Below are 20447 nucleotides of genomic sequence, written 5' to 3'. Positions count from 1 at the left end.
GCCCGTATGACCGAACCGCCCGCAGACGACGCCCCTCCGAACGTACACGCACAGGAAGGCTGGCCGGCAGTGATCGAGGATATGGAGGCGACCGCGGCCGAATACCGGGACCGCGGGTGGACGACGCTCGAACTCCACCCCGGTGACTCGGTCCTTGTCGACTCCGAACGCCGGACGGGCATCGACGTTCTCCTCTCTGGCCCCGAGTTCGAGGAACTCGAACGCCTCGTCGAACGCCAGTCGTTCCGTGACGTCGAGGTGTTCCGCGCTGCGGGCGACGGACTGATGTATCTGCTCGTCGCCGAGCGAGACCCCGAAACCGAGACTGCCGTCTTCGTCCCCGCCTACTACGATCCGAGCGGGGCCACCGACACCGTCGAGTCGATCCGGGAGACGGGGACGATACGGCTCTTCTGCCGTCGGCTGAACGACGACACCGTGACGTTCGTCCACGACGACCCCGAGCCGTTCCTCCCGGAACCCGTCGGCTGATCGAATAGCGAACAAACGGGGCGTAAACGAGACGTTGTCACAGGTGGTTCGTGACCTCGGAGCAGCGGCATCCGTACCGGCGCACAGCGACCGGATCAGGAGAACAGCTTCTTGATCCGTGCCAAGAGACCTTGCCCGCGGTCGTCACTGCGGCGACCCGAATCGTCCTCGGTGGCGTCGCTCGCTGTACCTGCCGTCGCTCCGTTCGCGCCGGCACCCGCATCCGACTCGCCCCCGCTGCCACCACCGACTTCGATGGTTCTGGTCCCGCCCGCCTCCACGAGGTCGACCGCGTGCTCGAAGAGGCCCTCGGGATCGTCGACGCCGTCTTTCACCGATGCCCCCACGAGCGGTTTGCCCTCGAAGCGGTCGCGACTGACTGCCGTGTCGGCGGCGATGATGACCGCGTCCGCGTCGTCGATCTCGGCGGCTGTGAGCTCGTTCTGTGTGCCAACCGCGCCCTGGACTTCGACTTTGATCTCGTGGCCGAGCCGCTCGCCCGTCCGTTCGAGGTTCTCGGCCGCCATCTGGCAGTGAGCGATCCCGGTCGGACAGGACGTGACTGCGACGACGTTCATCGTGTGGTCCCCGTTAGCAGACAGTCGACTTCACGTTTCGTGCTGGCCGCGAGCGCGCGCGCTGCGAGTTCGCGCGCGTCTGCGACGGTCGTCTCGCTCACGGCTCGCTTGACTTGTGGCACTGCGACCGCGCTCATACTCAGTTCGTCGAGCCCGAGGCCGACGAGCAGTTCCGTCACGTCGGGGTCGCCGGCCATCTCGCCGCACATCCCGACCCAGACGTCGGTCCCCTGGGCCGCCGCGACTGTCGTGTGGATCGCACGGAGCACCGCGGGCTGGCGGTAATCGCCCAGCGCTGCCACGCGGTCGTTGCCGCGCTCTGCGGCCATCACGTACTGCACGAGGTCGTTCGTGCCGATGCTGAAGAAGTCCACGTGCTCGACGAGTGCGTCGGCGAGAAACGCCGTCGCGGGCGTCTCGATCATCACGCCGAACTCCGGGAGCGCGCCGGAGACGCCCTCGGATTCGAGGTCGGCCGCGACTGACTCCACCGTCTCGCGCGCCTGGCGGACTTCGTCGACGGTGGCGACGAGCGGGAGCATCACCGAAAGCTCTCCGCCCGCCTCCTCGCCCGCCGCACGCAGGAGTGCGCGCAGTTGCGTCTCGAAGAGATCTGCGTCGGGACCGAGCGACCGTCGGATACCGCGCTCGCCGAGGAACGGGTTCTCCTCGTCGGGCAGATCCAGGTACGCGACGGGCTTGTCGCCGCCGATGTCGAGCGTCCGCACGACGACGCGTCCGTCGGGGAACGTCTCCAGCGCCTCACGGTAGGTCTCGTACTGCTCGTCTTCGCCCGGCGGCGACTCCCGGTCGAGAAAGAGGAACTCCGTTCGGAACAGCCCGATCCCGTCGGCGCCGCGCTCGACCGCCGAGGCCAGGTCCGCTTCCGTGCCGACGTTCGCGGCGACCTCGATGGGCGCTCCGTCCGCCGTCTCGACAGTACCGTCGCGGACCTCGACGGCTTCCTCGCCCGCGGTCTCCCCGCGGGTCTCCTCGTCGGGGTCGACCAGAAGGGTTCCGTCGCGGCCGTCGACGACGACGTCGGTCCCGTCCGCGACGTTCCGTAGCGCTGTGCCGACGCCGACGATCGCCGGCAGGGCGAGCGAGCGCGCGAATATCGCGGCGTGGGACGTCCGCCCGCCGGTGACGGTGGCGAAGCCGGCGACGCGCTCGGGATCGAGCTGTGCGGTGTCGCTCGGCGTCAAGCGCTCTGCGAGTACGACGCTGCCCTCCGGCAGCGACCCGAGGTCGGCGCGTTCGTCGCCGCCGAGCGCGCGCACGAGCCGATCCCGGACGTCGCGGAGGTCGTCTGCGCGCTCGGCCATTCGCCCCTCCATCCCCTCGAACTGCTCGATGAACTGCTCGAAGGTACGATCGACCGCGTGCTCGGCCGGGAGTCCGTCGTCGATCGCGGCTTCGACGCCCTCGGTGATCTGCGGATCGTCGAGGAACTGAACGTGGGCGTCGAACACTTCGGCTTCCGCCTCGCCCAGGCGCGCTGCGGTGCGCTCGCGTTCGGCGCGGATCTCCTCGCGAGCCGCGTCGCGCGCCGTCTCGAACCGCTCGCGCTCGACGTCAGCGTCGATCGTCTCCGGGTCCGGCGGAGACCCGAGTTCGGCGTCGGGCGCGTACCAGACGGCGGTGCCGACGCCCGACAGCGGGGTGGCGCCGACGCCGGAGAGTCGACGCTCGGTCATCGACTCAGCCTTCGCCTTCCGGCGTCGAGAGGATGCGTTCGAGTTCGTCGAGCGCAGCCTCGGCCTCTTGGCCCTCCGCGACCAGTCGCACGTCCTCGCCCGCGGTGACGCCGAGTCCCGTGATTGCGAGCATACTCGCCGCGTTCACCAAGTCGCCGTCGACGTGACCCACCTGGATCTCGATATCGTACTCGCTCGCCGCCTCGACGAAGTTCGAGGCGGGCCGCGCGTGGAGGCCGTCTTCGGGCACGACGGTGACGACGCGCTCGGGCATCAGTCCATCGCCTCCCGAACGGCGTTCTGGACGGTCTCTGCGTCGTCGGCCCCGAACAGCGTCTCTCGAACGTCTTCGTGCATCAGTGCTCGCGAAAGGGAACTCAAGATGTGTAAGTGTTCCTCGGCTCCCACCTCGGGCACGAGGATCAGAAACAGCAAGCGCACGGGCTCGTCGTCCACCGCGTCGAAGTCGAGGCCCGCGCGGGAGCGAGCGAACGCGACTGACGGCTCCGCAACGGCTGCCGTCTTGGCGTGTGGGATCCCGATTCCCATTCCGACGCCGGTTGGGGCCACATTCTCGCGCTCACACAACGCGTCGAACGCGGCCCCTCGGTCGGAGACGCGGTCGTTGGCCGCGAGGAGATCCAGAAGGAACTCGATCGCGGCCCGTTTACTCGCCGGCGGGTCCGAGAGCGCGATGTGCGCTCGCGGAAACAGCCGGTCGATGTCGTCTTCGAGCATACCTGAGCAGATGGGTGTTCGCGAAACTGACGAGAAAACGAAACGGCGCGACAGCGCCGTTATTCGAGTCGATCGATGATCGCGTTCGTGACGTCTTCGGTCCCGGCGTCGCCGCCGAGGTCGGCCGTCCGCGGACCGTCTTCGAGCACGGATTCGACCGCGTTCCGGACGTTCGCGGCCTCGTCGTCGTAGCCGAGGTGTTCGAGCATCATCGCCGCCGAGAGGACCGCCGCCGACGGGTTGGCGACGCCCTCGCCCGCGATGTCCGGGGCGGTCCCGTGGACCGGTTCGAACAGCGCGTTGTCGGGGCCGACGTTCGCCGACGGTAGTAGCCCGAGGCCGCCGACGAGGCCGGCCGCGAGGTCCGAGAGGACGTCGCCCGCGAGGTTCGGACAGACGACCACGTCGAACTGCGTCGGGTCCAGACAGACGCGCGTCGCGAACGCGTCCATCAGCACTTCTTCGGTCTCGACGCCCTCGGACTCGGCGACGTCGACGACGGCGTCGCGGAACCGGCCGTCGGTCTCGCGCATCACGTTCGCCTTGTGGACGACCTGGAAACCGTCCTCCTCGCGTTCGTCGACGTACTCGCAGGCGAACTCGGCCAGTCGCTCGGACGCGGAGGTCGTGACGACGCGCGTCAGCGTCGAGAGGTCCTCCGAGAGTTCGTCCTCGTGGCCCGCGTAGACCCCTTCGGTGTTCTCACGCAGGAAGACCAGATCGGTCTCCGGGCGCACCGCGTCGACGCCGGGGTACGCTCGCGCCGGGCGGATGTTGACGAACGATCCGACGGCCTCCCGAAGCGGGAGGATGACGTCGGCGGCCGTCTCGCCGGCCGCGCCGAACAGCGTCGCGTCGGCCTCGGCGACGGTGTCGTAGGTCTCCTGGGGGAGCGCCTCGCCGGTCGTTTCCTTGACGGCGTCGCCGGCTTCAGCCTCGACGAAGTCGAATTCGCCGACGGCTTCGAGCACGGAGACGGCCGCGGGAACGACCTCTCCGCCGATGCCGTCGCCTTCGATGACGACGATCTCCTCAGACATCGACGTAGGGGAGTTCGGCGGCTTTCTCGGCGACTGCGTCGGCGTTGGACTTCATCAGCGCCGTCGTGTCCCAGACGCCCTCGGTGAGCGCCCGTCGCTGGGCGTCGTCGACCGTCGCTTCGATCGTCGTGTCTCCGTAGGTGACGGTCTCGGCTTCGACGTCGACGTCGATCTCGCCGTCGGGGTTCTCGTCGATCCACTCTTGCAGGGCGACGATCTCCTCGTGATCGGCCGTGACCGTCGGGATACCCAACGCGAGGCAGTTGCCGGCGAAGATCTCGGCGAATGACTCGCCGACGATGGCGTCGATCCCCCAGCGCATCAGCGCCTGCGGCGCGTGCTCTCGGGAGGAGCCACAGCCGAAGTTGGCGTTGACGGCGAGCACCGAGGCGTCCTGGAACTGCGGTTCGTTGAAGGGGTGGTCCTTCGGGTTGTCGTCCTCGTCGAACCGGAGGTCGAAGAACGCGAACTCGCCGAGGCCGTCGAACGTGACGACCTTCATAAAGCGAGCCGGGATTATCTGGTCGGTGTCGATGTCGTTCCCGCGGATGGGGACGCCCGTCCCCGTCACGGAGTCGATTTCTGGGATCTCGTCGGTCATGCCAGCGTCACCTCCTTCAGTTTGCGCACGTCAGTTACCTCGCCTTTGATCGCCGCCGCGGCGACCATTCGCGGGTTCATCAGGACGGTACGGCCGTCTTTCGAGCCCTGCCGTCCGATGAAGTTCCGGTTCGAGGAGGAGGCGGACGCCTCGTCGCCCTCCAGTTGGTCCTCGTTCATCCCGAGGCACATCGAACAGCCCGCGTTCCGCCACTCGAAGCCGGCGTCCTCGAAAATCTCGTCGAGGCCTTCGGCTTCGGCGGCAGCCTTCACGCGCTGGCTCCCGGGGACGACCATCGCGCGGACGTCCTCGTGGACCTGTCGGCCTTCGACGACGTTCGCGGCCCGACGGAGGTCGGGCAGGCGCGCGTTCGTACACGAGCCGAGGAAGGCGACGTCGATCTGATAGCCCTCCATCGTCTCGCCGGGGGTGACACGCATATGCTCCTGTGCGCGTCGCGCGGTGTCCTGTTTGTCCTCCGGCAGCGACTCGGGCTCGGGGATCGGCTCGGAGATGCCGACGCCCTGCCCGGGCGTGGTACCCCACGTGACGACGGGTTCCAGTTCGGAGCCGTCGATCGTGACGACGTCGTCGTATTCGGCGTCGTCGTCGGAGCGGATCGACTCCCAGTAGGGCTTGAGTTCGTCGAACTTCTCGGGGTTCTCCTGGAAGTAGTCGGTGTTTTCGAGCCACTCGTAGGTGGTCTCGTCGGGGTTGACGTAGCCCGCGCGGGCGCCGCCCTCGATGGACATATTACAGATGCTCATCCGACCTTCCATATCGAGGTTCTCGATGGCTTCGCCGGCGTACTCGTAGACGTAGCCGACGCCGCCCTCGGTACCGAGACGACGGATCACTTCGAGGATGACGTCTTTCGCCTCGACGCCCGGGCCGAGTTCGCCCGTGACCTCGATCTTCCGGACGTCTTTCTTCTCCATCGCGACGGTCTGGGTCGCGAGTACGTCGCGGATCTGGCTCGTCCCGATCCCGAACGCCAACGCGCCGAACGCGCCGTGCGTCGAGGTGTGAGAGTCGCCGCAGACGATCGTCTTGCCGGGCTGGGTGAGTCCCTGCTCGGGCCCGATGACGTGGACGATCCCCTGATCGCCCGAGTTCGGGTCCGAGAACTGGATGCCCGACTCGCGGACGTTCTGTTCGAGTTCGGACATCATCTCCTCGGCGGCGTCGTCGCGGTACGGCCGCGACTGATCCGACGTCGGCACGATGTGATCGACCGTCGCGTGCGTCAGTTCGGGATAGGCGACTTCCAGATCGCGCTCCTGCAGCATCCCGAACGCCTGCGGACTCGTCACCTCGTGGATGAGGTGGAGGCCGACGAACAGTTGCGTCTGTCCGGTCGGCAGTTCCGCGACCGTGTGTTCCTCCCAGACTTTGTCGTACAGCGTTCCCTCACTCATCTACATCACCGCGGATTTCCGTGTATACCTGTGTCACTGTCATTTCCGTCGTTCAGTCGTCAGCGGCCGCTTCGGCGGCTTCGGCTTCGTCGCCCTCGTCGGCCCACGAGAACAGGTCGCGCAGCGGTGCGCCGACCTCTTCGACCTCGTGGGTCTCCTCGGCGTGCTTCAGCTGGGTGTAGGACGGTCGGCCGGCCTGGTTCTCCGCGATCCACTCGCGGGCGAAGGTGCCGTCCTGGACCTCTTCGAGGACCTCCTCCATCTGCTCGCGCGCGTGCTCGTCGATGATGCGGTCGCCGCGAGTCAGGCCGCCGTACTCGGCGGTGTCGGAGACGGAGTCCCACATATTGGAGAGGCCGCCTTCGTACATCAGATCGACGATGAGCTTCAGTTCGTTCAGACACTCGAAGTACGCCATCTCCGGGGAGTAGCCGGCGTCGACGAGCGTCTCGAATCCCTCGCGGACGAGCGCGGTCATCCCGCCGCAGAGGACGGCCTGCTCCCCGAAGAGGTCGGTCTCGGTCTCCTCGCGGAACGTCGTCTCGATGACGCCGGCGCGAGTACAGCCGATCGCGTGCGCGTACGCGAACGCTTCGTCTCTCGCCTCGCCCGTCTCGTCCTGGTAGACGGCGACGAGACCGGGCGTGCCCTGGCCGGCCTCGTAGTTCCGGCGGACGAGGTGGCCCGGCGACTTCGGCGCGACCATCGTCACGTCGACGTCTTCGGGCGGGCGGATCTGGTTGTAGTGGATGTTGAATCCGTGTGCGAACTGAAGCGTGTCGCCCGCGTCGAGTCCGTCCTTGATCTCCTCGAAGACAGCCGGCTGGACGGTGTCGGGGACGAGCACGGAGACGATGTCCGCCTCGGCGGCGGCGTCGGCGGGCGTCTCGACGCGCAGGCCATCTGCCTCGGCAGCGGCGCGCGAGGAGGAGTCCTCGCGCAGGCCGACGATCACGTCGACACCGCTGTCTGCGAGGTTCTGAGAGTGCGCGTGACCCTGGCTGCCGTATCCGAGTACGGCTACGGTCTTGTCGTCGATGTATGAGCGATCCGCGTCGTCGTCGTAGTATACTGTCGTGTTCAGGTCTGTCATTGTGCGTTTGTGGGTTGTGTGGGTTCGTCTGCTGTGCCTGGCTTCTCGCCCGGCACGGTCGCCTGATCGCCGCGTGCCAGCGCCGTGTATCCCGTTCGGGCGATCTCGATGATGCCGAACTGGCGGAACGCGTCGATCGCGTCGTCGATCTTCTGTTCGTCGCCGGTGAGTTGGACCGTGATGGTCCGCGGTCCGGCGTCGAGCGTCTGTCCGTCGTACATCTCCGTGACGGCGTGGACCTTGTCGGGGTCGTCGCCCTCGACTTTCAGGAGGACGAGCTCGGTCCGCACGGCGTCGGCGTCGAGTTCACCGACGGAGATGACGGGCTTGAGTTTGGCGAGTTGCTTCTCGATCTGGTCGATCCCCGGATCGGGCTCTTCGACGACCATCGTGATCCGCGAGTGGTTCTCGACGGTGGTCGGCCCGACGGTGAGGCTCTCGATGTTGAACTGCCGGCGGGAGAACAGCCCGGAGACGCGCGAGAGCACGCCCGGGTCGTCCTCGACGAGCGCCGAAATGACCGCACGCCGCGGTTCGTGTTCGGCTTCCGCCTCGGGGTCGATACGGATCCCCTGGGAGTTACGTCGCCCTTCGGGGTGCGGGCGCTCTTCGGGGGCCGGTCCTTGCAGTCCGTGCTTGGGCAGGTCGTCGTCAGAACTCATAGCTGATCATCCGTCAGAGCGAATTGTCCGTTCGCGCCGCCAGAGGGAACCATCGGGTAGACGTTCTCCGCCGGGTCGATGTGGAAGTCGATGACGGACGGACCGTCGTATTCGAGGGCCTCCTCGACGGTGTCTGCGACTTCGTCGTAGTCGTCGACGCGGAAACCGCGCGCGCCGAACGCCTCTGCGAGTTTGTCGAACTCGGGACACCAGTTGTACTCGGCGGCCATCCGACGCCCCTCGAAGAAGGCGTCCTGCCACTGGCGGACCATCCCGATGTACTCGTTGTTGAGCACTGCGACGGTGATGTCCAGTTCCTCGCGGACCGCGACCGAAAGCTCCTGAATCGTCATCAGGAACGAGCCGTCGCCGTCGACGCAGACGACTTCCTGGTCGTCGTCGGCCGCGATTCGTGCACCGATCGCCGCTGGCAGTCCGTAGCCCATCGTCCCGAGCCCGTGGCTCGACACCCAGGTGCGCGGCTCGCGGTACGTCCAGTACTGGGCGGCCCACATCTGGTGCTGACCGACCCCGGTCGTGACGATGGCCTCGTCGGAGGTGGCCTCGTCGAGGACCTCGACGACGAACTGCGGCTTCAGCGGTTCGTCGTCGGGCGTCGCGTAGTCCATCGGGTACTCGTCTTTCCACGTCTGGACCTGTTCGCGCCACTCGTCGGCCTCGGGGGCCGTGTTGATGGCGTCGTCCAGTTGGTCGATGACGATCCCCGCGTCGCCGACGAGCGGGTAGTCCGCGTAGACGTTCTTCGAGATCTCCGCGGGGTCGATGTCGACGTGGATGACCTCCGCTTCCGGCGCGAACGTGTCGATGCCGCCGGTCAAGCGGTCGTCGAAGCGCGTCCCGACCGCGATGAGGAGATCGGTGTGGGTGATCGCCATATTGGCGTAGCCCGTGCCGTGCATCCCCGCCCACGAGAGACAGAGGTCGTCGTCCTCGGGGAACGAGCCGATGCCCGGCATCGTCGTGACGACCGGGATCTCGTAGTCGCGTGCGAACGCGCGGGCCTCGTCGGTCGCGTCGGCCTTGATGACGCCGCCACCGAAGAGAAGCAGCGGCCGTTCGGCCGCCTCGATCGCGTCGGCCGCGGTCTGGACGTCGCCCTCGTCGGCGACGTACTGCGGGCGCGTCGTCTCCGGCGGCGCTGCCGGACCGGGCTCTGCGTCGGTCTCGCCGAGCGTGACGTCCTTCGGGAGGTCGACGAGCGTCGGCCCCGGACGGCCCTCGTCGGCCAGCGCGAGCGCTTCACCGACGGTGTCGCCGACGGTGTCGGCGTCGCTCGCGAAGTAGTTGTGCTTCGTGATCGGCGCGGTGACGCCTGTGGTGTCTGTCTCCTGGAACGCGTCGGAGCCGACCATATCCGAGGGAACCTGGCCGGTGAGCGCCAGCAGTCCGTCGGAGTCCATATTCGCGTCGGCGATGCCGGTGACGAGGTTGGTCGCTCCCGGCCCCGACGTCGCCAGGCAGACGCCTGGTTCGTTGCGGACGACGCTGAACGCGTCGGCGGCGTGGGCTGCACCCTGCTCGTGCGCCATCGTGACGTGGCGGATGTCGGAGTGATACAGCGCGTCGTAGACGGGCATAATCGCCCCGCCCTGGACGCCGAACGCGGCCTCGACGCCCTCGTTCTCCAAGGCGCGAATGACGGACTCGGAGCCGGTCGTCACGGGCGAGTGCGTCGTCTCGGGCTCGTCTGCTTCCTCCGCGTCCGGTGGTGCCTGCTTACTCATCGTGCATCACCGCCGTCTGCGGGCGCGTTCGCGGGTGTCGTTCGTGGTCGATACGTCGATGGTCGTGTGGGTCGAGCGTGGTGCTCCATTGGCCTTGTGTAACGGTCGCTGGTGGGTTAGTTGGCGGGCGCGTACGGGAACCGAAAATCGAAAATTGGGTGTGAGGGGCTAGGCGGCCCCTACAATACGCACGTCGACGTCGAGCGTCTCGACGCCGGCCGACCGGAGCACACGCGCGACCTGCGCCGCCGCTGCAGCGGCAGCCGTCGCGTCGGTGGTCCGTCGTCGCATCGTATCCCACAGATTCTTCTCGCCCGTAATGAACGTTTCGCGCCGCGGGTCCGTTTCGGGAGGTCGGTCGGCGGCGCACCCGTGGCTCGTCGATTCGAGCAAACGGGGCGCGCGCCATCAGGCGCGGACCTCCTCCTGTTCTTCGTCCTCGCCTTCCTCGGCGCGTTCGACGCCCGACTCGCGGGCGAAGCGCGTCAGCACGTCGACGGTGACGCGCTCTTTCTCGGCGCCGTAGTCTTTGACGCGGCGGGTGATGTCGCGCACTTCCGCGTCGGTCGGCGTGAAGCCCGACTCCTCCAGTCGCTTGCGGACGGAGTGAGTCCCGGTGTGCTTCCCGAGGACGAACTCGCGCTGGGCCCCGACCATATCGGGCGTCATCACACCCGGCTCGAACGTGTCCGTGTTCTCGATGACGCCCGCGGCGTGGATGCCGCTCTCGTGTGAGAAGGCGTTCCGTCCCACGACCGGCTTGTTGGCCGGAACCGGGATGTCGCTCGCCTCCTCGACCATCCGCGACAGTTCGGTGATTCGTGTGGTGTCGATCCCCGTGTCGACGTCGTACAGCGACTCCGCCGCCATCACGACCTCCTCGAAGGCGGCGTTGCCGGCGCGCTCGCCGATGCCGTTGACGGACACCTGCGCCTGCGCGGCCCCGGCCTCGAAGCCGGCCATCGCGTTCGCGGTGGCCAGCCCGAAGTCGTCGTGAGCGTGGACGTCGATCTGCGCTTCGGTGTGTTTTCTGATCTCGCGGATCAGACTCGCAAAGCGCGTCGGCGTCGCGACGCCGGTGGTGTCGGGGACGTTGACCCAGTCGACGCCCGCCTCGTCGACGGCGCTCAGGATCTCGGCTAAGAAGTCGACGTCGGTCCGGGTGGCGTCCATCGGCGAGAACATCGCCTGGGCACCTGCCTCTTTGACTCGTTCGACGCTCTCGACCGCGCGCTCGACGGCCTCCTCGCGGGAGGCGTGCATCGAGTCGGCCAGCTGGACGTCGCTCGTGCTGACGAAGACGTGGACCAACTCGACGCCGGAGTCGAGTGCGGCCTCTACGTCTTTGTCGACGACGCGAGCCAGCCCGCAGACGGTCGTGTCCGTCGCGGCAGCGATGTCGCTGACGGATTCGAACTCGGCTTCGGAGTTCACCGGGAATCCCGCCTCGATGACGTGCGTCCCCATCTCGTCCAGCGTCGCCGCGATGTCGCGCTTCTCGTCGTAGCTGAACGAAGTGCGTGGCGACTGTTCGCCGTCGCGGAGCGTCGTGTCGAAAACCCGTACGTTCTCGATCTCGGATTCAGTTATTTGGGCTAATGTGCCCTGGAAGAACTCGACCAGCCGGGGTGTCCGACTGAGCCTCCATGTCGTCGTTAGACATTGTGTCTGTTCACTACCCGGAAAGACATTAAAAGGTTTCGCTGTCAGGGATCTGATCCCGGGACAGCGCATCCGAACATCGCCGATCTCTGAGTCGCCGAGCGGGCTCCGTACCTGCTTCTCGCGGTGGTTTCGCGGACAGACGCGCCTACAATCGAACGCGGCCGTCGTCCACGACCCGGACCGTGTGAGGAGTGGCCGTTTGGTGCAAATTCCGCCGCGAGTGCGGCCGATTGCCCACCTGAACTACTCGCGCGCGGCGTTGGGTGGACGAACGTTCAGGTGCGCGCGTTGCGGGAGGGCCGCTCGAACAGCCACGTCTGTGCGGTCCATCAGATGAGGGACGTCGACACGAGAGAGGATGATAAAATTGCTTACAAATCCCGGGAGAACGCGTCCGAATCCTTTTCGTGCCGGTCTGCGTGGCCCCTGGTATGAGCGACTTCAACCTGAACCTCTCGGAGGCCGAAGAACATCTCGACGAGGAGGGCACCGGCAACGTCGTGCTCGGCGTCCTCGACGGCTCTACGGACCCTGACGAGTGGGTCCGGTCAGTCGAGGCGGGTAACGTCCTCGTTCTCGCCGTCGAGGGCGACCTCAACGAACTCGCGAAGGGCTTCGCCCGCCCGGTCAGAGACATGGACGGCACGCTCACGCACTTCCGGGATTTTCTGATCGTCTCCCCGCCCGGCGTCGACATCAACACCGACCGACTCTAATCGACGCTGAACGGTCTCGCCTTCGCGTCGGGTCTCACGATCCTACAATCACTCACCTGACTGCGGTGGCACGAACGTCAACACGTGCCCGTCGTCGTCGACGACGCGGACGCCCTCCTCGACGTCCGTCGGCCCGACCGCCCAGGGCGCGCCGGCTTCGACGGCGGCCGCTGCGTCTCCTGTCGTGAATGCGAGATCGACGTGGAGGCCGCCGCGAGCGTCCGCGATGCCGAGTTGTGGCTCCCAGAGTTCGAGGTCGACGGGTCCCGTCAGCCGGACGCGGCGTCGCGTCTCGCCGCGGTCGACGACCTCGAAGCCGAGCCGTCGGTAGCGTGCCTCCGCCCGCGACAGGTCGGTCACTTCCAAGACGACCTCAAAGACGCCCGTGAGCGGCGGCACGTCGTCGGTGTCGTTCTCGACGGCCGCTGCCTCGGTGTTGTCCTCGCCGGCCGCTGTATCGTGAATGCCGCCGATCTCGACGCAGTGACCCGCGGGGTCGTAGACGTACAGCGAGTCGCTGGAGCCGAACGAGAACTCGACGGGGTCGAGATCGGCGAGTCGGCGTCGCCAGCGGGGGTACGCCGCTCGCGTCGTGGCAAACGCGTAGTGCGTGTGGACGCCCCCGCGCGGCTGCGCTGTGGGTCGGCGGAGCACGAGGCTCGTGGGGTCGGCGTCGGCTCCCTCCACGGCCGCCCCGCTGGCAGACGCGCCCACGTCGTAGAGGACGTGCGACTCCGACGCGGATCCGGGCGCTGCCTGGAGACCCAGCCGGTCTTCGTAGAACGCGCGCGTCGCGTCGAGATCCTTCACTTCGAGGCCGAGTCGACGGAGGCCGCTGAGCATATCTGCCACTCGGGCGGCAATCGTGAAAGGGCTACTGTCGACCCGGGTAGACGGACGTTCGAGTTCACAGTCCGCACACGGCACGTAGCTTACACGCCTCGATGGCGTGCAAACATATTTGATCCTGGTGTCAGTACGCCAGTGTATGTCCGGGCCACCGAGCGAGTATCCGATCGGCGAGTCCCCGGAAGAAATTCGCATCCTCCACGTGGACGACGACTCCGAGTTCGTCGACCTCACCGCGTCGTTTCTGACCCGGCAGAACGACACGTTCTCCGTGTCCACCTCCACCAACCCCGACCGGGCGCTCGACCGCATCGAGGACGGCACCCTCGACTGCGTCGTCAGCGACTACGAGATGCCCGAGATGTCCGGACTCGAACTGCTCGAACGGGTCAGAGAGCGCGACTCCGAGGTGCCGTTCATCCTGTTCACCGGGAAGGGAAGCGAGGAGATCGCGAGCCGGGCGATCTCCGCCGGCGTTACCGACTACCTCCAGAAGGGGGTGGGCACCGACCAGTACGCCGTCCTCGCGAACCGGATCGAAAACGCCGTCGAACAGACCCGGTCCCGGCAGGCGTTGGCCGCGAGTCAGCGGCGGCTCTCCCGCTTTATTGAACAATCCCCGCTGGGGACGATCGAGTACGACGAGACGTTCACGATCGTCAAGACTAACCACGCCGCGACCGAGATCACCGGCTACGAGGACTCCGAGCTCGTCGGTGGCACGTGGCTCCCGATCGTCCCCGACGAGGAGAAGCGACACGTCGCCGAGATCGAACGGCAACTGCTCGACGATCGCGGCGGCTACCAGAGCGTCAACGAGATCGTGACGAAAGACGGAGAGAGACGGCTCTGTACGTGGTACAACCGAGTCGTCACCGACGAAGACGACAGCGTCATCACGATCTTCTCTCAGTTCGAGGACGTCACCGCAGAGCGCGCCCAGCGGCGGGAACTGGAGCGTGCGAACGCCGTCCTCTCGACGCTCTTCGAGACGCTTCCGATCGGCGTGCTCGCCGAGGACGCCGACAGAGAGGTTCTCACGGCCAACGACCGGCTGTTCGACCTGTTCGAGCTACCGGGATCGCCCGAGGACGTCGTCGGCGCGGACTGTGCGGCGTTCGCCGAGGACGTCAGCGAGATGTTCGTCGATCCCGACGGGTTCGTCTCCCGGATCGATACGCTCGTCGACGAGCGCGAACCGGCGTGGAACGACGAACTGCTCCTCGAAGATGGCCGAGCGCTGGAGCGGAGCTACCGGCCGATCGAACTGCCGGACGGCCAGGGCCACCTCTGGGTGTACTACGACGTCACCGACCGGAAAGTTCGCGAGCGACGGCTGGAAGCGCTGAACGAGACGGCCCGGGAGTTGATGACCGCGGCGAGTCGCGAGGAGGTCGCATCGATCGGCGTCGACGCGGCGGCAGAGGTGCTCGATCTGGACGCGAGCGCGATCCACCTCTACGAGGAGGATGCCGGACTGGTTCCAGTCGCCTCCAGTGACGCCGCTCGCGAACTCGTCGGCTCGCCGCCGACGTTCACCGACGGCGACGGGATCGCCTGGCGGTCCTTCGCGGAGGGCGAGGTGTACTCGATCGACGACGTTCGCGAGGACCCCGACGTGTACAACCCGGAGACACCGATTCGAAGCGAGATCCACCTGCCGCTCGGCCGCTATGGCCACTTCATCGCTGGCTCGCCGACCCCGGGGGCCTTCGACGACGAGGACGTCGTTCTCGGTGAACTCCTCGCCGTCAACATCGTCAGGGCGCTCGAACAGGTCCGGCGTAACGAGCGCCTCCACGAGCGCGAACGGGAACTCACGCGACAGAACGCCCGACTCGAAGAGTTCGCGAGCGTCGTCTCACACGACCTCCGCAATCCGCTCAACGTGGCCGAGGGTCGGCTCGAACTCGCGATGGAGTTCTGTGAGGACGAGCAGGCCAGAGACCAGTTGACGCAGGTCGCAGGCGCCCACGGGCGGATGGCGGATCTGATCGAGGACCTGCTGACGCTCGCTCGCGACCGCGAGACGACGCTCGATCCGACGCCCATCCAGTTTGAGCCCTTCGTCCGGGCGTCGTGGCGGAACGTCGACACCGGTGCGGCCACGCTCGTCGTCGATGATGACGGCACGATCACCGGCGACGAGTCACAGTTGCGACAACTGTTCGAGAACCTGTTTCGGAACGCAGTCGAGCACGGCGGACCGGACGTCACCGTCCGCGTGGGCACCTGCCAGAACGGCTTCTACGTTGCCGACGACGGCGACGGTGTCCCCGAAGACGAGCGCGATCACGTCTTCGAGTACGGCTACTCGACGTCACAGAGCGGCACGGGATTCGGCCTCGCGATCGTCTCCGAGATCGTCGACGCGCACGGCTGGGAGATCCGCGCGACCGAGGGGACCGACGGCGGGGCTCGCTTCGAGATCAGCGGCGTCGGCGCCGCACTCGATGGAGACGACGCCCCCGACGTCTGATGACTGCTGTCGCTCTTCAGCCTCACCGGATCTTCCGCACGTCGCTCACGTCGAAGCCCCCCTCGTGAATCTCGGTTTCGAACCGGACGATGTCCTCGCTCTCGATCTGTGAGAGGACGCCGCGGAACTCCTGGACGACCATCGTCCGCGCACGCTTGGACCCGCCGGACTCCCACTCGAACTGGAGCGTCCCGTCGGCGGCGTCCATCAGGTGCCCGAGTTCGGTCCGTTCGAGCGTCTCCCGACTCGCGTACGCGAGCACGAGGCCGCCCCAACGGTGTGCGGCCTTGCCGAGGCCGCGAATCAGCATCGCGATGTCGTTCCACGCCATCTCGTCGGAGATGGCCGCGACGAGATCGGTGATCGAGTCGATGATGACGAGGTTGTCCGCGGCGTTGTCGTTGAGGTACTGGCCGAGCGCCGTCAGCACGTCGGCGCGCTCCTCGCGACCGCCGAGGTCTTGCAGCGTCGTCGTCTCACCGAGGTACCACTCCCGCGGGACCGGACTCAGCTGGAAGTACTCCGGCGAGAAGTCGCGGACGTCGATGTGCTCTGTCGCCGCGCTCACGATGTCGTCGTCCAACACGTACGACATCTCGCGGCGCACGTTCGACTCGTCGGCGGTGAACGACAGATAGTGCACCTCCGGTGGGAGCGTGGCGTCGGCGTGGAGGTCGCCGTAGTGCAACTCGAATAAGTCCCGGTCGGTGTGAGCGACGGCGTTCATCGTCGCGCTCGTGTACATAAACTCCCGGGCGCCGGCCCCGGGTTCGCCGACGAGCAGGACGACCGTCCCAAGCGGCGCGCCGCCGTCGACGACGCGGTCGAAGCGAGACACCCCGAACGGGATGCGGTCCATACCCGTCCGTCTCGGGCGGTGCCGTTAATCGTTTCGGGCGACTGCGCGGCCGATGCGAGAGCGCGGTCGGCCTATCCACTCACGGAGCGACGCCTACGCGACGACGTCGTCGACGGTCTCGGTCTCTGCCCCATCGTTCCGCCCGGCCACGATTCGCACGTCGCCGTCGATACCGGCAGCGTCGAGCGCCTCGGCCCCGGCGTTCCGGGCCGCATCGGCGTGTGCAGCGTCGGTGACGCCGTAGACGCACGGCCCCCACGACGACTGGCCCGCCCCATAGCACGCCGGGTCGCTGTCCAGCGCGGTGACCAACTCGCCAACCGGAGGGCGGTAGACGCCGCCCTGCTCGTCGGCGTACCACGTCCCGTTCAATCGGCCGAGAGACTCGACCGCGCCCCCGAAACGCTTCGCGTCGCCCTCGGCGACCGCCGGGAGGAGCCGTCGCGTCACGACGCCGGCGATGCGGTCTGCGACGCCCGGATCGGCCCGTTCGACGACCGATCGCATACTCTCCTCTTCGGCGTCGCCGTTCCGCCCCGGTTCGACGTCCGGGAGGACGAGCAGGAACCGCCAGTCGTCGGGGACTGATCGCCGGACGGTGACCGAGGGCACAGTCCAGTCGCCGTCGGCCGGGCGTTCGGTCGTGAACTGGGCGGTCGGGTGGCCGCTGTCGACCACGAATCCGCCGTGCTCGAACGTCCCGACACCGACGCCGGAGCGACCGCCGCGGCCGAGCTCCGGTGCCAACGACCGGACGTCGGGGGCGCGGTCGTGTGCCCGTCCGACGGCTGTGAGGACGGCCAGCGCCAGTTGGGTCCCGCTTCCGAGCCCCGAGTGCCGTGGGAGTGCTGATTCGACGGTGACGGCTGCGCCGGGTACGTCGAGCAGGTCGACGGCGCGCTCGGCGTACTGGCAGGCGACGGGGTCGTCGCAGTCGACGCTCGCGGCCGGTTCGGCGGTCACGACTGTCTTCGGTTCGTCGACGGCGACGCCGATACCGCCGTACAGTCGATCGAGCGCCAGGCTGAGGTTCAAGAACCCGAAGTGAATGCGGGCGCTGGTCGCGACGCGAGCGCGTCTCATCGACTCCTACTACTGGGGGCACCTCGTTGTGGGTTTCGACGTGGGCAAGCCGGCCCGGTGTCGGAACTCCCGCGCCGACGCCGAGTCGCTCGTCGTCTTTCAGGGTATGGGGCAGAGACTCGCCGTAAAGACGGCGACGTCGTCGGTCTCGTTGCGTGCGCCGTGGACGGCACCGCGGTCGTGGCGCACGACGCCCGGCGCGTCGACGGTCTCCTCGTCACCGTCGCGAACGACTACCACGCTGCCTTCCAGAACGTGAAAGACGTTCGTGCTGTCGGGATGCTCGTGAGGGTCCAGTTCCGCACCCGGGCCGAGCGCGAACCCCTTCACGAGTACGTCGTCGGTGACGACCAGTTCCGTCGTCTCGATTTCGCCGTCGTCGGGGTCGAGCGCGGCTCGCGCTTCGTCGTACAGATCGAGTGAAGCCATCAGCATGGACTGCGTCGGGATCGCATATATACTATCGGTCGCCCGAACGCGATACGCCCGGTTCTCGGCGGCGCGCTATTCGGTTCGAATCTCGAACCGCGCGCCGCCCGCGTCCCCCTCGGTCGCGCGGATCTCCCAGCCGTGCGCGTCGACGATCTCGGAGACGATCGCGAGGCCGAACCCGGTCCCGTCGGCAGCCGTCGTGAACCCTGCGTCGAAGACGTCCTCGCGTTCGTCCTCGGGGATTCCGTCGCCGTCGTCCGCGACGTAGAACCCGTCCGCGATCGCGCCCACAGAGATGACGACGTCGTCGCCACCGTGTTCGATCGCGTTCCGAAACAGGTTCTCGACCAGTTGTTGCAGTCGTTCGGGGTCCGCAGAGACCGTACACTCCAAGTCGTCTTCGATTGAGAGCGTGGCCTGGTCGGCGGCGATCATCCGCCACGCCTGTTCTGCGAGTGCGGCGATGTCGACGCGCTCTGTGTCGTCGATCGACATTCCCTCACGCGCCAGTGTCAACATCTCCTCGATCAACTGTTCCATCCGTTCGTGGGCCCGGACGACGGGCTCGAGGTGGTCTATGTCTCCCGATTCCAGCGCGAGTTCCGTCCGTCCCTTCGCGACCTGGAGCGGGTTCCGGAGGTCGTGGGAGACGATGCTCGCGAACTGTTCGAGCTTCTCGTTCTTCGCTTCGAGTTCCTGCCGGTACTGCTCGCGCTCGGTCACGTCTGTCAGGACGACGGAGTGACCCATCTCTGCGCTCCCCATCGTGAACGGGTTCGACGTGACGTTGTAGTAGCGATTCGTTCCGTCGACCTCGACTTCGATGATCGGATCGGACTCCTCCATCGTGTCCGCAAGCGCCGGAACGGGGTCCGAGAGCGGTTTCCCGATGGCCCCCGAAAGCGACGGAAACAGGTCGCCCGCGCTAGTGTTGAAATCCCTGATTTCTCTCCCGTCGTCGACGACGAGGACCGGGTCGGTGCTCTCGCCGGTGACGCGGACGTACTGGAACCGATCGAAGTACGTCGAGAACACGCCGACTGCGAAGACGGCGACGCCGATCGACGAGTAGGTGATATCCAGGATGCCGGGGGCGATGGCGCCCAGAACGTCGAAGACCACCGGGATTCCGGTGAGCGAGAGGAGCGCGAACAGCGGGCGGGTGTTGGAGTTGACCCGGATGAACAGCTCGAAGAGCATAAAGAAGCCAACGAACGCGAGCGCGTACGCCAGCCCCATCGCGATCCAGTGCAACGGGCGGTGGCTGATCTGCAGGTAGACGAACGGCGTGTTCGCTTCCTCGGCGACGAAGTACCAGTTGTGGATCGGGTTCGTCACCTTCACCGCGACGAACGCGAGAAAGACCACGAGCAGCCCCTTCCGCGCGGCCGAGTTATGATGGACCTGTCGACCGGTGTACGCCGCACAGAAGTACAGCCACGGCCCGACGGAGGCTAAGCCGACGACGAGCCCGGTCAGGTAGAACACGTACTGGAGGTCGGGCGTCGGCATCGTGAGATACCCGACGTGGGCGGCCGCCCAGCCGCCGCTTGTGACGAGAAGCCAGAAGACCCCCCGGCGCGTGTCCTCGTGTTCGATCCGCCGCGTCCGGCGGAGCATCCCGAAACAGAGCACGGCGGCAGCGGCAAATGCGAACACGTATGCGCCGTATAACGCGCTCGAAGAGAGTGGCGGCAACATCTGAATCGGTTGTAATCCGGGATTAACAGGGAGCATCATCAACCCACCGACCACAGGGTATGACGGTATCGACCGCAAAGGGGTGTCGATCTTCCCGTCGGAGGCGAACCCTCCATTGGGGTGCCTCTGCATCGGTCAGTCGTCGGATGTCGGAGACGACCTGGAGATGCGCCGACTACGGGCGGGTGGTCACCCCGGCCGCAGCGGTGCCGACGCCGCCGTGACGGGAGGTCGACGGCGTCGGTGCGTGAATCCGACAGTCGCGTTCGCGACTGTAGCCAGCACCACTGTCAGCGCGGCGGGACGCGGGTGGGGGCAGCGTCCCGGAGTGCGGGCTGTGTCGTAGCGGCGTCCCCGTCCATCCAGCGGGGTGGCCGCACTGCGACGTCGAACTATCTGCACGACGTCGCAACCATCCCTTACCCGGGGACCCACTTCAACTGGGGCGACGGTCAACTCGGATTCGGGGCCACACGCCGAATGAAATCCGGCTAAATTCGGCTAAACTGTTCTCTAAATAGTCGGTTTGAGGCGCTCAAATCGCTGTTTTCCACAAAACCGTTGCTTTCGACGTTCCAGCGTTCAGTCGATTTCGACAC

The 20447-nt window shown here is 66.8% G+C and carries 20 protein-coding genes; 3 read left to right on the top strand and 17 right to left on the bottom strand.

The genetic code is table 11. From position 1 onward, the window contains the following. The first annotated feature begins 6 nt into the window (after positions 1–6). Positions 7–492, top strand: coding sequence for a hypothetical protein (locus RBH22_RS10915; RefSeq protein WP_306677483.1), 486 nt, complete (start codon positions 7–9; stop codon positions 490–492). Between the two features lie 95 nt (positions 493–587). Here the strand turns inward: RBH22_RS10915 and RBH22_RS10910 are convergent, their stop codons facing one another. From RBH22_RS10910 to RBH22_RS10855, 12 genes are all read right to left on the bottom strand, one after another. Then, a complete protein-coding gene (locus RBH22_RS10910; protein WP_306677482.1) occupies positions 588–1070 on the bottom strand; it encodes a PTS fructose transporter subunit IIB in 483 nt (160 codons plus the stop codon). Continuing rightward, a complete protein-coding gene (ptsP, locus tag RBH22_RS10905; RefSeq protein WP_306677481.1) occupies positions 1067–2767 on the bottom strand; it encodes a phosphoenolpyruvate--protein phosphotransferase in 1701 nt (566 codons plus the stop codon). The genes RBH22_RS10910 and ptsP overlap by 4 nt, the downstream gene beginning before the upstream one ends. Before the next feature lie 4 nt (positions 2768–2771). Next, positions 2772–3041 carry an HPr family phosphocarrier protein gene (locus tag RBH22_RS10900; protein ID WP_256288944.1) on the bottom strand — a complete coding sequence of 90 codons (270 nt, stop codon included), beginning with the start codon at positions 3039–3041 and terminating at the stop codon, positions 2772–2774. Next, positions 3041–3505, bottom strand: a complete 465-nt coding sequence (locus RBH22_RS10895) for a fructose PTS transporter subunit IIA (protein WP_256288943.1) — start codon at positions 3503–3505, stop codon at positions 3041–3043. Before RBH22_RS10895 ends, RBH22_RS10900 begins: the two co-directional genes overlap by 1 nt. Positions 3506–3564: 59 nt before the next feature. Then, the gene (gene leuB / locus RBH22_RS10890; RefSeq protein ID WP_306677480.1) at positions 3565–4545 is read right to left on the bottom strand and encodes a 3-isopropylmalate dehydrogenase; all 981 of its coding nucleotides are present in this window, start codon (positions 4543–4545) and stop codon (positions 3565–3567) included. Further along, on the bottom strand, positions 4538–5146 hold the full coding sequence (leuD, locus tag RBH22_RS10885) for a 3-isopropylmalate dehydratase small subunit (RefSeq protein ID WP_121569460.1): 609 nt from the start codon (positions 5144–5146) through the stop codon (positions 4538–4540). Before leuD ends, leuB begins: the two co-directional genes overlap by 8 nt. Further along, positions 5143–6564, bottom strand: coding sequence for a 3-isopropylmalate dehydratase large subunit (gene leuC / locus RBH22_RS10880; RefSeq protein WP_256288941.1), 1422 nt, complete (start codon positions 6562–6564; stop codon positions 5143–5145). Before leuC ends, leuD begins: the two co-directional genes overlap by 4 nt. 52 nt (positions 6565–6616) lie before the next feature. Continuing rightward, a complete protein-coding gene (ilvC, locus tag RBH22_RS10875; protein WP_256288940.1) occupies positions 6617–7657 on the bottom strand; it encodes a ketol-acid reductoisomerase in 1041 nt (346 codons plus the stop codon). Beyond that, on the bottom strand, positions 7654–8319 hold the full coding sequence (gene ilvN / locus RBH22_RS10870) for an acetolactate synthase small subunit (RefSeq protein ID WP_121569457.1): 666 nt from the start codon (positions 8317–8319) through the stop codon (positions 7654–7656). The genes ilvC and ilvN overlap by 4 nt, the downstream gene beginning before the upstream one ends. Next, on the bottom strand, positions 8316–10064 hold the full coding sequence (gene ilvB, locus RBH22_RS10865; protein ID WP_306677479.1) for a biosynthetic-type acetolactate synthase large subunit: 1749 nt from the start codon (positions 10062–10064) through the stop codon (positions 8316–8318). The genes ilvN and ilvB overlap by 4 nt, the downstream gene beginning before the upstream one ends. A gap of 168 nt (positions 10065–10232) precedes the next feature. After that, positions 10233–10355, bottom strand: coding sequence for a hypothetical protein (locus tag RBH22_RS10860; RefSeq protein ID WP_306677478.1), 123 nt, complete (start codon positions 10353–10355; stop codon positions 10233–10235). A gap of 117 nt (positions 10356–10472) precedes the next feature. Continuing rightward, complete coding sequence (locus RBH22_RS10855) at positions 10473–11798, bottom strand: 2-isopropylmalate synthase (protein WP_306677477.1); 1326 nt, start codon at positions 11796–11798, stop codon at positions 10473–10475. Between the two features lie 362 nt (positions 11799–12160). On the opposite strand from RBH22_RS10855, the gene RBH22_RS10850 reads away from it, so the two are divergent. Continuing rightward, entirely contained in the window at positions 12161–12445 is a 285-nt protein-coding gene (locus RBH22_RS10850) for a DUF5779 family protein (RefSeq protein ID WP_256288936.1), read from the top strand. A 48-nt stretch (positions 12446–12493) separates the two neighbouring features. On the opposite strand, the gene RBH22_RS10845 is transcribed toward RBH22_RS10850, so the two are convergent. Next, complete coding sequence (locus tag RBH22_RS10845) at positions 12494–13288, bottom strand: fosmidomycin resistance protein (protein ID WP_256288935.1); 795 nt, start codon at positions 13286–13288, stop codon at positions 12494–12496. A gap of 145 nt (positions 13289–13433) precedes the next feature. On the opposite strand from RBH22_RS10845, the gene RBH22_RS10840 reads away from it, so the two are divergent. Then, complete coding sequence (locus RBH22_RS10840; protein ID WP_306677476.1) at positions 13434–15773, top strand: response regulator; 2340 nt, start codon at positions 13434–13436, stop codon at positions 15771–15773. A 22-nt stretch (positions 15774–15795) separates the two neighbouring features. Here the strand turns inward: RBH22_RS10840 and RBH22_RS10835 are convergent, their stop codons facing one another. From RBH22_RS10835 to RBH22_RS10820, 4 genes are all read right to left on the bottom strand, one after another. Next, positions 15796–16632, bottom strand: coding sequence for an HTR-like protein (locus tag RBH22_RS10835; protein ID WP_256288933.1), 837 nt, complete (start codon positions 16630–16632; stop codon positions 15796–15798). Between the two features lie 93 nt (positions 16633–16725). After that, complete coding sequence (locus RBH22_RS10830) at positions 16726–17715, bottom strand: beta-ribofuranosylaminobenzene 5'-phosphate synthase family protein (RefSeq protein WP_306677475.1); 990 nt, start codon at positions 17713–17715, stop codon at positions 16726–16728. A gap of 99 nt (positions 17716–17814) precedes the next feature. After that, positions 17815–18144 carry a cupin domain-containing protein gene (locus RBH22_RS10825; RefSeq protein ID WP_306677474.1) on the bottom strand — a complete coding sequence of 110 codons (330 nt, stop codon included), beginning with the start codon at positions 18142–18144 and terminating at the stop codon, positions 17815–17817. Positions 18145–18219: 75 nt separating this feature from the next. Further along, positions 18220–19806, bottom strand: a complete 1587-nt coding sequence (locus tag RBH22_RS10820; protein WP_306677473.1) for an ATP-binding protein — start codon at positions 19804–19806, stop codon at positions 18220–18222. Positions 19807–20447: the final 641 nt, after the last annotated feature.

The organism is Halobellus sp. H-GB7, assembly GCF_030848585.1.
In the GTDB taxonomy this organism is placed as follows: Archaea; Halobacteriota; Halobacteria; order Halobacteriales; family Haloferacaceae; genus Haloquadratum; species Haloquadratum inordinatus.
This window is presented reverse-complemented; position numbering and strand designations above follow the sequence as displayed.